The following is a 14,586-nucleotide window of genomic DNA, read 5'->3' as shown; positions in this document are numbered from 1 at the left end:
AGGTCCTGCTACGCATCCCCCTCACCCTAACCCTCTCCCCGGGGGGAGAGGGGATAAGCGCCTGCTCCGGCACCGGAAGCCCCGTTCATGACCATGACCGATCTGCCCACCCGCACCCTGCCGCTCGATCCCAATGTGGCGCAGCGGCGGGCGTCCGATCCGACGGCGTCGGTCTGGGTGGGGGCGTCCGCCGGTTCGGGCAAGACCAAGGTGCTGACCGACCGGGTGCTGCGGCTGATGCTGTCGGGCACGCCGCCGGCGCGCATCCTCTGCCTGACCTTCACCAAGGCCGCGGCGGCGGAGATGGCGATCCGCATCAACCGGACGCTCGGCCTGTGGGCCACCCTGCCCGACGACGCGCTGGAGGACCGGCTGGCCGACCTCTGCGGCGAGCGGCCGTCCATCGAGGCGCGGCTGAACGCAAGGCGGCTGTTCGCCCAGGTGGTGGACTGCCCCGGCGGCATGAAGATCCAGACCATCCACGCCTTCTGCCAGTCGCTGCTGCGCCGCTTCCCGCTGGAAGCCGAGCTGGCGCCGCATTTCGACGTGATGGACGACCGCACCGCCGATGGGCTGCTGACCGAGGCGCGCGACGCCGTGCTGCATGCCGGCCGCACCGAGCCGGACAGCCCGCTCGGCCGCGCCATGGGCCGGCTGACCGGCGAGCTGAATGCCGAGGATTTCGCCGGGCTGCTGGCCGAACTGGCTGGCCAGCGCGGGCAGGTGGAGAAGCTGTTCGAGCGCTTCCACGGGCTGGACGGGCTGATCGACGCCATCCACGACACGCTGGAGGTGCCGCCCGGCGTGACCGAGGAAACGATCCTCACCCATGCCTGCCATGACGACCAGTGCGAGCCGCCGGCCCTGCGCGAGGCCTGCCGGGCGCTGTCGGGCGGCAGCGCCAGCGACCAGGAGCGCGGCATCGCCATCCAGCACTGGCTGGACGCCGCCGACCGCCGGGTGCGCGCCTTCGACGCCTACAGGCGCCTGTTCCTGACCGCGGACGGCAGCCCGCGCAAGACACTGATGACCAAGAAGCCGGCCACCGCCTACCCGCAGGCGCTGCTCTCCCTGCAAAAGGAAGCGGAACGGCTGGTCGAGATTTCGGAGCGGGTGAAGGCCGCCGGGGTCGCCGCCTCGACCACCGCGCTGCTGACGCTGGCGCAGGCGATGCTGGAGGCCTACCGCGAGCGCAAGGCGGCGCGCGCTCTCTTGGATTACGACGACCTGATCCTGGCGGCCAACCGGCTCTTGAGCGGCAAGGACGGCACGCCGCGGGTGCCCTGGGTGCTCTACAAGCTGGACGGCGGCCTGGACCATATCCTGATCGACGAGGCGCAGGACACCAACCCCGACCAGTGGGCCATCGTCGCCTCGCTGGCCGGCGAGTTCTTCGTCGAGCTGGAGGCCGCCGCCCCCGACGGCAAGATCCGCACCGTCTTCGCGGTGGGTGACGAGAAGCAGTCGATCTTCAGCTTCCAGCGCGCCGATCCCGCCGAATTCGCCCGCATGCGCCGCCATTTCCAGGACAAGGCGGAGGTGGCGCAGCGGACATGGGCGGGGGTCGATCTCGACATCTCCTTCCGCTCGACGGCGGCGGTGCTGGAGACGGTGGACGCCGTCTTCGCGCTCGACCATGCCCGCGACGGCGTGGCCTCGGACGCCAACCCGACCATCCGCCACCGCGCCTTCCGCCGCGGGCAGGCCGGGCTGGTCGAGCTGTGGCCGCCGGTGAAGCCGGCCGAGACGGTCGAGACGCCGGCCTGGGCGCCGCCGGTGGCGCGCGAGACCGCAGATTCGCCATCCGCCCGCCTCGCCTCGGTCATCGCCGCGACGGTGCATCGCTGGATCGACGGCGGCGAGACGCTGGAGGCCAAGGGCCGGCCGGTGCAGCCCGGCGACGTGATGGTGCTGGTGCGCCGCCGCACCGCCTTCGTCACCGAACTGGTCCGCGCGCTGAAGGACCGCGGCGTGCCGGTGGCCGGCGTCGACCGCATGGTGCTGACCGAGCAGCTCGCCGTCATGGATCTGGTGGCGCTGTCCGACTTCCTGCTGCTGCCCGACGACGACCTGACGCTCGCCACCGTGCTGAAGGGGCCGCTGGTGGGCTTGAGCGAGGAGGCGCTGTTCCGCGTCGCCCATGGCCGGCGCGGCACGCTGTGGCGCTCGCTGGTGGCGCTGGCGGAGACCGAGCCGGAATTCCGCCCGGCCCGGCGCTATCTGGGCGACCTGCTGGCACGGACCGACTTCTCGGCTCCCTACGAGCTGTTCGCCGGCCTGCTGAACCGGCCCTGCCCCGCCGACGAACGGTCGGGACGGCGCGCGATCCTGAAGCGGCTCGGCCCCGACGCGCAGGATCCGCTGGAGGAGTTCCTGGCCGTCTGCCTCGCCTTCGAGAAGACCGAGCCGCCGTCCCTGCAGAACTTCCTGGCCTGGCTGGCGGCCAGCGACGCCGAGATCAAGCGCGAGCTGGAGCAGGGCGGCGGCACCGTGCGGATCATGACCGTCCACGGCTCCAAGGGCTTGCAGGCGCCCATCGTCTTCCTGCCCGACACACTGGGCAGCCCGACCCAGAGCCCGCCGATCCTGTGGCCGGACGACGACTGCCCGGTGCCGCTGTTCGCCGCCCGGCGGTCCCAGGAGGACGGGCTGTGCGCCGAGGCGCGGGCGCGGGCCAACCGGCGGCGCGACCAGGAATACCGCCGGCTGCTCTATGTCGCCCTGACGCGGGCGGAGGACCGGCTCTACATCTGCGGCCACCAGGGCAAGCGCGAGCCGTCCGACGATTGCTGGTACCGGCTGGTCGAGGAGGCGATGCGCGACAACGGCGTGCAGCATCCCTTCGACTTCACCGGCCTGTGCCCCGACGGCTGGGCGGGAGAGGGCTGGCGGCTGGTCGGCGCCCAGACCGCCGTGGTGCCGCGCCATGTCGAGACGGAGGAAAGTGCCGCCGCCGAGCCGCCCCCGCCCTGGATCGGCGAACCGCCGCCGGGCGAGCCGGAGCCATCGCGGCCGCTGACCCCGTCGCGGCCGGACGGCGAGGAGCCGGCGGTGCGCTCGCCGCTCGGCAACGACGACGGCCAGCGCTTCCGCCGCGGCCTGCTGGTCCACCGGCTGTTGCAGACCCTGCCCAACCTGGCCGAGGCGGCGCGGGATGCCGCCTGCCGCCGCTTCCTGGCCCGCCCGGCGCACAAGCTGACGCCGGAGCAGCAGGACGCCATCGCGCGGGAGACGCTGGCGGTGCTGAGCCATGCGGAGTTCGCGCATCTGTTCGGCCCCGGCTCGCGGGCGGAGGTGCCGCTGATCGGGGTGGTGGCGCTCGGCGACGGCAGCCGGGCGCTGGCCGGCCGCATCGATCGGCTGGCGCTGACCGGGGACACGGTGTGGATCGTCGACTATAAGACCAACCGGCCGCCGCCGCGGGATCTGGAAGACGTTCCAATGGTTTACCGTCGCCAGATGGCGGCCTACCGCGAGGCTTTGCGCGCGGTCTATCCGGGGCGGCGGGTGCGTTGCGTGCTGCTGTGGACCGACGGTCCCTACACCATGGAGCTGCCGCCCTCGGTGATGGACGCGGCGGCGGCCGGGCTGGGCCCCAGGGTGGGGTGAGGTGCTGCCGGCGGCTCACCCGAAAGATGGGGTGACTTGACCGGCCGGGCGCCTCCGCCCTACATTTTGCTCAATTCCACTGACGGGGCGATGGCCGCCGGCCTTCCACAACCGGTCCGCGGCGCTTCCGAATCCAGCACGAGGTCACATGAGCACCACCATCAAGGTTACCGACGACAGCTTCGAGCAGGACGTCCTGAAGGCCGACGGCCCGGTCCTGGTCGATTTCTGGGCGGAATGGTGCGGCCCCTGCAAGATGATCGCCCCGGCGCTCGACGAGCTGGCCGGCGAGTATGACGGCAAGGTCACCGTCGCCAAGCTGAACATCGACGAGAACCCCGACACCCCGACCAAGTACGGCGTGCGCGGCATCCCGACGCTGATGCTGTTCAAGGGTGGCAGCGTCGCCGCCACCAAGATCGGCGCCCTGCCCAAGGGTGCGCTGTTCCAGTGGGTCGACTCGGCGCTGTAAGCGTCCGTCCACAGCGGTCCAGACAGGAAAAAGCCCCGCCCGCGGTCACCGCGGCGGGGCTTTTTCTTTTGGAGGCCGTGGGGGAAGCCCCCTTACTGCACCTTCTTTTCCTTCGCCTTGTCCTTGCCGGCATCCCCCGCGGCCTCCGCCGTGCGGGCGAGGTTGTCGGCGGCGGCGCGGCCCCAGTCGCTGTCGGGGGCGACGCGGCGGGCCAGCGACCAGTCGTCGCGCGCAGCCCCCAGATTGCCGCCCAGCGCCTTGACGTTGCCGCGCAGCAGGATCGCCTCCGGATCGCCGGGCTTCAGCTCCAGCGCCCGGTCGATGTCGGCCAGCGCCTGCCGGTAGTTGGACAGCGCCTTCTGCGCGCTCGCCCGGTAGAGGTAGGCGTCGGCCCGCTTCGGGTCGCGGGTCAGCGCCGCGTCCAGATCGGCGACGGCATCCCAGAAACGCTCGCCCTCCGCACGGGCGAAGGCGCGGTCGATCAGCAGGTCGACGTCGCCCGGCGTCTTGTCGAGGGCAGCGCTGTAGAGCCGTTCCGCCCGCCCCTGGTCGCCCGCCCGCAGCCACGCCCAGCCGGCACGGCCGAGCAGCGAGGCGGCGGCCCTGGGGTCGTCCTTGCCCAGCGTCGGCACCAGCGCCTCCATCTGGGTGCCGGCCGCCTTGAAGTCGCCGGCATGGAACAGCGCCAGCGCCTCGCACAGCTTCGCGGAGTCGCCGCCGCCCTGCTCCTGCCAGCGCTTGGCATCGGCCCGCGCCCCTTCGGGGTTGGCCTCCGCCTTGGCCGCGCAGGCCTGAAGCTCGCGGTTGCGGTCGAGGGTGGAGGGCGGCCCGGAGGACGCGGCCTGGGCAGCAGACAGGGGGGCCGGCACGAATGCCGGAGCGGCGGCGAGAAGCCCCAGCGCGAGAGCGCCGGCAAGGTAAGGATTGCGTCGGGTCATGGTGTCTTTACACTCCGCCATCGCCGGGCGGGGCGCAAGTCCGCAGGCCCGGTCCCGGTGTTACACAGTTCGGTGCTACACAGTCCGCCGCCCCTCCGCCGCTCCAACCGGAACCGCCCGCGATGACCGATCCCCGCCTGTTCGTCTTCGGCCTCGGCTACAGCGCCCGCGTCTTCGCCGACCGGCTGCGCGCCGAAGGCTGGCGCATCGCCGCCACCTGCCGCAGCGAGGAAAAGCGGGCGGAGCTGGAGGCCCAGGGCATCGAGGCCTTCCTGTTCGACCGCGGCCGGCCGCTGGCCGATGCGAAGGCGGCGCTGGCCGGCACCACCCACCTGCTGGTCAGCATCCCGCCCGACGGCAAGGGCGACCCGGTGCTCGACCAGCATGGCCGCGATCTGGCCGACCTGCGCACGCTGGACTGGGCCGGCTACCTGTCCACCACCGGCGTCTATGGCGACACCGGCGGCGAGTGGGTCAGCGAGGCGTCCTGGCTGAAGCCGACCGGCGAGCGCCAGAAGCGGCGGGTCGAGGCGGAGCGCGGCTGGCTGAACCTGTACCGCCAGTATGGCGTGCCGATGCACCTGTTCCGGCTGGCCGGAATCTACGGCCCCGGCCGCAGCGCCCTCGATTCGGTGCGCGACGGCATCGCCAAGCGGGTCGACAAGCCGGGTCAGGTGTTCTGCCGCATCCATGTCGACGACATCGCCGGCACGCTGCGGGCGTCGATGGCGCGGCCGACTCTGGGCGCCATCTACAACGTCGTCGACGACCTGCCCAGCCCGTCGCACGAGGTGGTGGAGTATGCCTGCCGCCTGCTGGGGGTGGAGCCGCCGCCGCTCGTGCCGTTCGACCGGGCGGAGATGTCGCCGATGGCCGCCAGCTTCTACGCCGATTGCCGCCGGGTGAAGAACGACCGCATCAAGCGCCAGCTCGGCGTCGCCCTGACCTATCCCGACTATCGCGCCGGGCTGGACGCCCAGCTGGCGGCGGGGCTGTAGCCAAGAAAAAGGGTGGACAGCAAAGCTAAGGTTACAAAGCAATTCCCTGACATATACCGGTAATCATAAGACTTTTCCGAAGACACGCGTGGAATTGGCAAAAGATATTTAATAATCTCGCGGGATCATAAGCGTCCAGGCGACGATTATCCCGCGAGGTGTTGTGCGCATGAACAGCACGCCGACGGCCACCCTCTCCATAGCCTCTCCCGCCGCATCCCCGGCCTCTTCGCCGGGCGGGAGCTGCACCGACGTCACTGCCTTCCGCCGCCAGATGGACGAGGTCGTCGCCCGCATCCCGATGCACGCCATCCGGTCGGTGCTGGATGCGGTCGAAGGGACGCCCAGCCCGAACGGCGAACGGGCGCGGCACCTGCGCGATGCGCTGGTCGACCATTTCAACCGCCTGCGGCCGATGAAGGCGCGCCGCCTGTTCACCAGCCTGTTCGAGCCCTTCCTGGTCGACGACCCCGTCCTCTACCGCTCGGCCGAGTCGGTGCCGGCGCTGGTCCAGCGGGTGGACATGGGCGGCATCTGGTCGGCGCTGACCCGCTATGCCTTCCCGGGGCTGGCGGCGGAGGTGCAGAGCCGGCTGGACGGCATGGCGCGCGAGGCGATGCTGGATGCCGTGCTGGCCAGCCCCGACGCGATGGCGATGCGCGAGCTGATGCGCAAGGAGGCACTCGACTTCCTCTATGCCATGGCCGGCGACCGCAAGCTGACCGACCGGTTCCTGGCCTTGGCGAACGACGAGGCGCTGCACGACGCCGCGCTCCGCACCCAGTATCTCGGCCGCAAGGCGCCGATCGACAGCGACCTGCTGGGCTTCGTCCGCGCCCTGCTGGAGCACAACGCGGTGCTGGTGCCGCTGACCGAGCGCATGCGCCGCGACATCGACGAGATGCGGATGGGGGACATGCAGGGCGCCGGCGACCCCCGTTCCGCCAATCCATCTTTCGCCACCCCCACTTCCGCCGAGGTGGACTGCCAGTCGGCGCTGATGGTCGGCTTCGTCCGCCGGGTGCGCGACCTCGGCCTGCCCTTCCGCGACCAGTCGCAGCTGCTGGCCTGGTTCGCCCCGCTCTATGGGCTGAACGTCAAGCGGCGCTACGACGTGTTCCTGCGCCATGTGCGCGAGCATGTCGGGTCGGGGGGACCGGCGGTGCGCGAGTCCCACCCGCTGCTGCGCGCCCTGCTCTGCCATTTCACCGCCGCCTGCACCACCATCCGCGAGGTGGTGGACGGCATGTTCGGCGACATGGACATCCAGGATGGCGGCGTGCTGTCCGCCCCCGCCCCGACCCGCGCCCTGCTGCACGAGGCGGTGGAGCGCTTCGACCGGGCGCTGACCGCGCTGTCCGGCACCGGCTTCCTCGCCAGCCGCTCGACCGGCCCGGCCCTGCGGGCGGAGCTGGCGGCGGTCAGCCGCGAGCTGACCGGCACGGTGATGCCGGCGCTGGCCGCCCGGATGCAGGCGGCGATGGGCGCCCGCCATGCCCCGGTGCCCGACCATGAGGACATCGTCTGGCTGCTGGAGCTGGTCTGGCGCTGGGGCCGCACCCTCGGCGCCGCCGGCTATGCCAACCCGGAGCTGAAGTCGCTGCGCCTCTATGCGGTGGAGACCGGCCGCCTCGCCTTCCTCCAGGCGATGAAGGCCGAGCCGCAGGAGAGGCCGGGCCACCGCATGGCCCACATGCTGCGCATCCGCCGGCTGATGGCGGCGATGGGCGAGACGGTGGATGGCTGGATCAGCCCGGTCAGCCAGGGCCTGCACCGGGTGGTCTACAGCTATCTGGAGGCGGATGGCGAGATCGCCGCCGACGAATGGGCGGTGATCGACGCCTTCGTCGCCAGCGTGCGCAGCGAGCTGAGCCGGTCCCGCAACTGGCAGAGCGCCGATTTCGTCGATATCCTGCGCCTGCATGAGGCAAAACGGCGGGGGGAGGCGTGAATCCCCCTCGGCCGAAGGCCTGGGCATAATGATGCCGAAGGCCTTAGCCGCAACAATTTGGTTCGACCCACCCGTCGATGTGGTATGATGCGCGCCCGCTCGGGGCGGGACGGCCGGACAACGGCCCGCAACCCCGGTGGCTCCGCAAGAACAGCTCCCCTCCGGCCGAGACGACGCCAGCATGAACATCACCATCGAACGCGCCGCCCTTCTCCGTTCCCTGGGTCACGTGCAGAGTGTGGTCGAGCGGCGGAACACCATTCCGATCCTGTCCAACGTCCTGCTGCGCGCGGGCGACGGCGAGCTGTCGCTGGCCGCCACCGACATGGATCTGGAGATCGTCGAGACGGTCCCGGCGACGGTCGGGCGCCCCGGCGGCACCACCGCCCCCGCCCACACCCTGTTCGACATCGTCCGCAAGCTGCCCGACGGCAGCCAGGTGGAGCTGGACATCGGCGGCGACGGCACCATCCTGACGCTGCGCGCCGGCCGGTCGCAGTTCAAGCTGTCCTGCCTGCCGGTGGAGGATTTCCCGCAGCTGTCCAGCGGCGAGCTGAAGCACAATTTCTCGGTCGCCGCCGCCGACCTGCGCGGGCTGATCGACCGCACCCGCTTCGCCATCTCCACCGAGGAGACGCGCTATTACTTGAACGGCATCTACCTGCACGCCGCCAAGAGCAAGATGGGCAGCCTGGAGACGCCGGTGCTGCGCGCCGTCGCCACCGACGGCCATCGGCTGGCGCGGGTCGAGATGCCGCTGCCGGACGGGGCCGAGGCCATCCCCGGCGTCATCATCCCGCGCAAGACCGTCACCGAAATCCGCAAGCTGGTCGACGAGGCCGCCGACCGCATCGAGCTGTCGATGTCCGACAACAAGATCCGCTTCGGCTTCGACAGTGTCGTCGTCACCTCCAAGCTGATCGACGGCACCTTCCCCGACTATGAGCGGGTGATCCCGGTCGGCAACGACAAGGTGATGGAGGTGGACGCCAAGCTGTTCGCCGCCGCCGTCGACCGCGTCGCCACCATCTCCACCGAGAAGAGCCGGGCGGTGAAGCTGTCGCTCGTCCGCGGCGCGCTCACCCTGTCCGCCACCAGCCCGGAATCGGGCAGCGCGACCGAGGAGCTGGAGGTCAGCTACCAGGAGTCCCCCTGGAAATCGGCTTCAACTCTCGCTATCTGCTGGACATCACGCAGCAGATCGAGGGCGAGGGCGCCCAGTTCACGCTGGCCGACGCCGCGTCGCCGACCATCATCCGCGACGTCGCCGACTCGACCGCGCTCTACGTCCTGATGCCGATGCGCGTGTGATGGGGCTGCGGGGATCCTCCCCGCCCCAGGCGGAACGGACCAGTTGCACCACACGGCAGTTTCGATGAGCGGCGGCGTGTCCGCCGCGACCCCGGCTTTTGCTCCGGCCCTTGCGGTCAGGCGGATGACGCTGACGCGTTTCCGCGGCTACGACTCCGCGCGGCTGGAGCCCGACCGCCGGCCCGTCGCCTTGATCGGCCCGAACGGCGCCGGCAAGACCAACCTCTTGGAAGCCGTCAGCTTCCTTGCCCCCGGCCGCGGCATCCGCGGCGCCCGGCTGGCCGAAGTGGAACGGCTGGGCTCGCCGCCCGGCGCCGGCTGGGCGGTGGCGGCAACGCTCGACACCCCGCTGGGGCCGGTGGAGATCGGCACCGGCCGCGAGCCGCATGACGGAAGCCGCAGTTCCGAGCGCGACCGCCGGCTGGTCCGCATCGACGGCCACCCGGCCAAGGGCCAGACGGCACTCGCCGACCATGTCGCCATGGTCTGGCTGACCCCGCAGATGGACCGGCTGTTCCTCGAAGGGTCGAGCGGACGGCGGCGTTTCCTCGACCGGCTGGTCTTCGGCTTCGACCCCGCCCATGCCGGCCGGCTGTCGCGCTACGAGCATGCCTTGCGCGAACGCGCCCGGCTGCTGCGCGACGGCCGCTTCGACGAGGGCTGGCTAGGCGCGCTGGAGGACCAGATGGCGACCACCGGCATCGCCGTCGCCGCGGCAAGGCGCGAGGTGGTGCAGCGGCTGCGCGCCGCCTGCGCCCGCTCGGTCGGCCCCTTCCCCGGCGCCGACCTCGCCGTCGCCGGCACGGTGGAGCGCTGGCTGGACGAAGGCCCGGCGCTGGCGGCGGAGGATGCGCTGCGCGACAGCCTGCGCAGCGGTCGCCGCGCCGATGCCGACGGCGGCGGCGCCACCGTGGGTCCGCACAAGAGCGACCTCGCCGTCCGCCATGCGCCCAAGGACATGCCGGCGGCGCTGTGCTCCACCGGCGAGCAGAAGGCGCTGCTGATCGCCATCGTTCTGGCCAATGCCCGGCTGCTGGCGGCCGAACGCGGCGCCGCACCCATCCTTCTGCTGGACGAGGTGGCCGCCCATCTCGACCCCGAGCGGCGCGCCGCGCTGTTCGGCGAAATCCTGGCATTGGGCGCCCAGGCCTGGATGACGGGCACCGACGAGGGGGTTTTCGACCCGCTTGGGGACAACGCCCGCCGCTTCCACATCGAAGACGCGCACATCCGCCCCGGATAGGGGCGGAAATCGGGGAAAAATCCCGGAAAAAAAGCATGCCGACGCACGCTAAACCGCCGTATCCGCAACCGAATCTGTTATAGTCGACGCATGGCACAGGAAGCACTGAAGAACGACCTCCCGCAGTCGGAGCCCCAGCAGGCGGACTACGGGGCGGAATCGATCACCGTTCTGCGCGGGCTCGATGCCGTGCGCAAACGCCCCGGCATGTACATCGGCGACACCGATGACGGCTCCGGCCTGCACCACATGGTGTACGAGGTGGTCGACAACGCCATCGACGAGGCGTTGGCCGGCTATTGCGACAAGGTCGAGGTCGTGCTGAACGCCGACGGATCGGTCACGGTGCGCGACAACGGCCGCGGCATCCCGACCGACATCCATTCGGAGGAAGGCGTCTCGGCGGCCGAGGTCGTGATGACCCAGCTTCATGCCGGCGGCAAGTTCAACCAGAACAGCTACAAGGTCTCCGGCGGCCTGCACGGCGTCGGCGTCTCGGTGGTGAACGCCCTGTCCGAGACGCTGGATCTGCGCATCTGGCGCGGCGGCCGCACCTGGACCATGCGCTTCCGCCACGGCAACGCCGAGGCGCCGCTGGCCGACGTCGGCGAGGCGCCGATGGTGCCGGAGAAGGGCAGGCCGCTGTCGGGCACCGAAGTCACCTTCATGCCCTCGACCGAGACCTTCACCAACATCGAGTTCGATTTCGCCACGCTGGAACACCGGCTGCGCGAGCTGGCCTTCCTCAACTCCGGCGTCCGCCTGCTGCTGACCGACGCCCGCGGGGTGGAGCCGAAGGTGCAGGACCTGCACTACGAAGGCGGCCTCGAAGCCTTCGTCAGCTGGCTCGACCGCTCCAAGACGGCGCTGCACAAGCCGGCGATCACGCTGAAGAACGAGCGGCCGACCGAGCATGGCGGCGTGGTGACGGTGGAATGTGCGCTGCAGTGGAACGACAGCTACCACGAGACGACGCTCTGCTTCACCAACAACATCCCGCAGAAGGACGGCGGCACCCACCTCGCCGGCTTCCGCGCGGCGCTGACCCGTGCGATCAACAATTACGCGACCGAGTCCGGCATCGCCAAGAAGGAGAAGGTCAGCCTGTCGGGTGACGACGCCCGTGAAGGCCTGACCTGCGTCCTGTCGGTGAAGGTTCCCGATCCGAAATTCTCCAGCCAGACCAAGGACAAGCTGGTCTCGTCGGAAGTCCGCCCCGTCGTCGAGGCGGTGGTGGGCGAAGCGCTGGCCCAGTATTTCGAGGAGCATCCGGCCGACGCCCGCCGCGTCATCCAGAAGGTGGTGGAAGCCGCCGCCGCCCGCGAGGCCGCCCGTAAGGCGCGCGACATCACGCGTAAAAGCTCGCTCAGCATGTCGTCGCTGCCGGGCAAGCTGGCCGACTGCCAGGAGCGCGATCCGGCGCTGTCGGAACTGTTCATCGTCGAGGGCGATTCGGCCGGCGGCTCCGCCAAGCAGGGCCGCTCGCGCCAGTCCCAGGCCATCCTGCCCTTGCGCGGCAAGATCCTGAACGTGGAGCGGGCGCGGCTGGACAAGATGCTGTCGTCGGCGGAGATCGGCACGCTGATCGCGGCGCTGGGCACCGGCATCAGCGACGAGTTCAACGCCGACAAGGCGCGCTACCACAAGATCATCATCATGACCGACGCGGACGTGGACGGCAGCCACATCCGCACCCTGCTGCTGACCTTCTTCTTCCGGCAGATGCCCGACCTGATCGAGCGCGGCTATCTCTACATCGCCCAGCCGCCGCTCTACCGCATCAAGCGCGGCAACGCCAAGGAGCGCTACCTGAAGGACGACCGGGCGCTCGAGGAGTATCTGGTCGAGGCGGCGCTGGGCGACCTGTCGGTCCGGCTGTCGGACGGCTCGCTGCTGATCGGCGAGCAGCTGGCCGCCCTGGTCGAGCAGGCCCGCACCGCGCGCCCGGCGATCGACACGCTGTCGCGCAAGGTCGGCAACGCCATGGTGGTGGAGCAGGCGTCGGTCGCCGGCACCCTGTCCGCCGTCCTGGCCGACGACAAGGCGGCGGCCGAGGCCGCGGCCAAGGCGGTGGCCGAGCGGATGAACGGGCTGGACGCCGACGGCGGCTGGCGCGGCGAGGCGCTGCCCCAGGGCGGCTATGCCGTGATCCGCGCCCGGCGTGGCGTCACCCACCGCCACCTGTTCGACACCGACCTGCTGAAGAGCGGCGAGGCCCGCCGCCTGGACGCGCTGGCCGCCGACCTGAAGCGGGTGTTCGGCACCGCCGGCAAGGCCTTCGAGAAGCAGAAGGAAAGCCGCGCCCTGACCGGCCCCGTCGCCCTGTTCGACACGGTGATGGAGCTTGGCCGCCGCGGCGTCACCATCCAGCGCTACAAGGGCCTGGGCGAGATGAACCCGGACCAGCTGTGGGAAACCACGCTGGACCCGACCAAGCGCTCGCTGCTGCAGGTCCGCGTCAGCCACGTCGATCAGGCGGAGGAGGTCTTCTCCACCCTGATGGGCGACGTCGTCGAGCCGCGCCGCGAGTTCATCCAGGACAACGCGCTCAAGGTGTCGAACCTGGACGTGTGATCATCGGGGTGGCTGGTTGAGCGAAAACGAAAAAAGCGGAGCCTCCATGGCTCCGCTTTTTTTATGCCCTGACTTTTTATGCCCTGACGCAGCCGCCCTCGCCTGCGTCCTTACTGCTGCGCCTCGCGCGCTTTGCGGGCCATCTCGTTGAGCGTGGTTACCGCCTCGTCGAAGCGGTGCTCCGCCTCGGCCTGGCGCTGGAAAGCGACGCGCTGCACCAGGATCTCGCGCGGGGTCGGCTGCTGCCGGAACAGCGCCATCACCTCGTCGATGAAGTCGGCCAGCGGCAGATAGCCCGGACGGGTGGCCTGCCCGGGGGTGAGGTCGGTCTGGACCGCCGGCGGCACCAGCTCGATGACCTCTACCTTGCCCTTCAGCGCCTCGCGCAGGGCGACCGTGTAGAGGTGCATGGCCGCCTTGGTCGCCGAGTAGGTGGGCGCTGCCACGAGCGGCACGAAGGCCAGGCCGGAGGTGACGTTGACCAGGGCCGCGTCGGACTGGCGGCCAAGATGCTCGACCAGGGCGTCGGTCAGCCGGATGGGGCCGAGCAGGTTGGTGGCGACGGTCGCCTCCGCATCGCCAAGGTCGCGCTGCCGGTCGAGCGCCTCGAAGCGCATGATCCCGGCATTGTTGATCAGCACGTTGAGAGCCGGATGCTCGGCCGTCAGCCGTCGGGCGAAGTCGGCGATGCCCGCGGCGCTGTCGGCATCGAAGGTCATGGCGTGCATGTTCGGACGGCCGGAAATCGCCTGTTGCAGCACATCGTCGCGGCGGCCGGCGACGATCACCGTGTTGCCGAGATCATGGAAACGGTGGGCCAGAGCCTTGCCGATCCCTGAGCCGCCACCCGTGATCAGGATGGTGTTCCCTTCGGTCTTCATGGGCGTGACTTTCGCTGTTGTCTGTCCGTAAGCTATCGCCCACACTCTCCAGACAGAAGTAGGCACCGAAAAGATTTATACGCACCAAAAGGAGAGTGTGGGATGCGCAAGGCTTTGCCCGACCCGCAGATCGAGGCACGGCGCCGGCAACCGCCCCCCGACACGGTCGATCCGGCCATCAAGGCGCTGGTCCACGACATCATCGGCAAGGTGGCCGACAAATGGACCATGCTGATCCTCGAAGCCCTGCATGAACATGGCACCTTGCGCTTCACGCAGCTCGGCAAGGCGGTGGGCCGCATCAGCCAGAAGATGCTGACCCAGACCGTGCGCCAGATGGAGAGGGACGGGCTGGTGCGGCGGACGGTGCATCCGGTCATCCCGCCGCATGTGGATTACACGCTGACACCGCTCGGCGAGAGTTCTGGGAGCGGCCTTCTGCGGCGTGTGGATCTGGGCGGAGACGCACCATGCCGAGATCGAGCAGGCGCGGGCGGCCTTCGCCGAGCGCGAGGCGGCATCCGGCACCCCGGCGATCCCGGCGCCGGACATCCTGCCGCCAGGCACCGGGCGGGGTCCCCACCCCGGCCCGGCTTGAGCGACGGGACA

At 70.3% G+C, this 14,586-nt stretch carries 9 protein-coding genes and 2 pseudogenes; 9 read left to right on the top strand and 2 right to left on the bottom strand.

The window, feature by feature from the left end:
* Window positions 1–87 precede the first annotated feature (87 nt).
* Together addA and trxA are read left to right on the top strand one after the other, a co-directional pair.
* Entirely contained in the window at window positions 88–3,609 is a 3,522-nt protein-coding gene (gene addA, locus ACWPN3_RS24520; RefSeq protein ID WP_109095908.1) for a double-strand break repair helicase AddA, read from the top strand.
* 148 nt (window positions 3,610–3,757) lie between these two features.
* Window positions 3,758–4,081: a thioredoxin TrxA gene (gene trxA / locus ACWPN3_RS24515; protein ID WP_098740783.1), complete on the top strand. Its 324-nt coding sequence runs from the start codon at window positions 3,758–3,760 to the stop codon at window positions 4,079–4,081.
* Between the two features lie 92 nt (window positions 4,082–4,173).
* On the opposite strand, the gene ACWPN3_RS24510 is transcribed toward trxA, so the two are convergent.
* Complete coding sequence (locus ACWPN3_RS24510; RefSeq protein WP_492239832.1) at window positions 4,174–5,019, bottom strand: tetratricopeptide repeat protein; 846 nt, start codon at window positions 5,017–5,019, stop codon at window positions 4,174–4,176.
* Between the two features lie 122 nt (window positions 5,020–5,141).
* Between ACWPN3_RS24510 and ACWPN3_RS24505 the strand changes: the two genes are divergently transcribed.
* The 5 genes and pseudogenes from ACWPN3_RS24505 to gyrB all read left to right on the top strand — a co-directional run bounded on the left by ACWPN3_RS24505 (window position 5,142) and on the right by gyrB (window position 13,096).
* Window positions 5,142–6,017, top strand: a complete 876-nt coding sequence (locus tag ACWPN3_RS24505; protein ID WP_492239831.1) for an SDR family oxidoreductase — start codon at window positions 5,142–5,144, stop codon at window positions 6,015–6,017.
* A gap of 169 nt (window positions 6,018–6,186) precedes the next feature.
* Window positions 6,187–7,968, top strand: coding sequence for a hypothetical protein (locus tag ACWPN3_RS24500; RefSeq protein ID WP_492239830.1), 1,782 nt, complete (start codon window positions 6,187–6,189; stop codon window positions 7,966–7,968).
* A gap of 181 nt (window positions 7,969–8,149) precedes the next feature.
* Window positions 8,150–9,279: pseudogene (gene dnaN / locus ACWPN3_RS24495) on the top strand (DNA polymerase III subunit beta).
* 64 nt (window positions 9,280–9,343) lie between these two features.
* Window positions 9,344–10,522, top strand: coding sequence for a DNA replication/repair protein RecF (gene recF, locus ACWPN3_RS24490; RefSeq protein WP_492241364.1), 1,179 nt, complete (start codon window positions 9,344–9,346; stop codon window positions 10,520–10,522).
* Window positions 10,523–10,612: 90 nt separating this feature from the next.
* A complete protein-coding gene (gyrB, locus tag ACWPN3_RS24485) occupies window positions 10,613–13,096 on the top strand; it encodes a DNA topoisomerase (ATP-hydrolyzing) subunit B (RefSeq protein ID WP_109095914.1) in 2,484 nt (827 codons plus the stop codon).
* Window positions 13,097–13,206: 110 nt separating this feature from the next.
* Here gyrB and ACWPN3_RS24480 read toward each other — a convergent pair whose 3' ends face one another.
* Entirely contained in the window at window positions 13,207–13,977 is a 771-nt protein-coding gene (locus ACWPN3_RS24480) for an SDR family oxidoreductase (RefSeq protein ID WP_492239829.1), read from the bottom strand.
* Between the two features lie 102 nt (window positions 13,978–14,079).
* Between ACWPN3_RS24480 and ACWPN3_RS24475 the strand changes: the two are divergent.
* Together ACWPN3_RS24475 and ACWPN3_RS24470 are read left to right on the top strand one after the other, a co-directional pair.
* A pseudogene (locus ACWPN3_RS24475) lies at window positions 14,080–14,340 on the top strand (winged helix-turn-helix transcriptional regulator); the annotation flags it as partial.
* Window positions 14,341–14,422: 82 nt separating this feature from the next.
* Entirely contained in the window at window positions 14,423–14,575 is a 153-nt protein-coding gene (locus tag ACWPN3_RS24470; protein WP_492261914.1) for a hypothetical protein, read from the top strand.
* The last annotated feature ends 11 nt before the right edge of the window (window positions 14,576–14,586 follow it).

The sequence above is a fragment of the Azospirillum sp. UENF 111221 genome, from assembly GCF_058780625.1.
This window is presented reverse-complemented; position numbering and strand designations above follow the sequence as displayed.

What these genes read in the sequence shown, in the direction of transcription:
- ACWPN3_RS24500 (WP_492239830.1), top strand. Translation starts at nt 6,187, where the DNA reads ATGAACAGCACGCCGACGGCCACCCTCTCCATAGCCTCTCCCGCCGCA.
- recF (WP_492241364.1), top strand. Translation starts at nt 9,344, where the DNA reads ATGAGCGGCGGCGTGTCCGCCGCGACCCCGGCTTTTGCTCCGGCCCTT.
- ACWPN3_RS24510 (WP_492239832.1), bottom strand. Translation starts at nt 5,019, where the DNA reads ATGACCCGACGCAATCCTTACCTTGCCGGCGCTCTCGCGCTGGGGCTT.
- ACWPN3_RS24480 (WP_492239829.1), bottom strand. Translation starts at nt 13,977, where the DNA reads ATGAAGACCGAAGGGAACACCATCCTGATCACGGGTGGCGGCTCAGGG.
- gyrB (WP_109095914.1), top strand. Translation starts at nt 10,613, where the DNA reads ATGGCACAGGAAGCACTGAAGAACGACCTCCCGCAGTCGGAGCCCCAG.
- trxA (WP_098740783.1), top strand. Translation starts at nt 3,758, where the DNA reads ATGAGCACCACCATCAAGGTTACCGACGACAGCTTCGAGCAGGACGTC.
- ACWPN3_RS24505 (WP_492239831.1), top strand. Translation starts at nt 5,142, where the DNA reads ATGACCGATCCCCGCCTGTTCGTCTTCGGCCTCGGCTACAGCGCCCGC.
- addA (WP_109095908.1), top strand. Translation starts at nt 88, where the DNA reads ATGACCATGACCGATCTGCCCACCCGCACCCTGCCGCTCGATCCCAAT.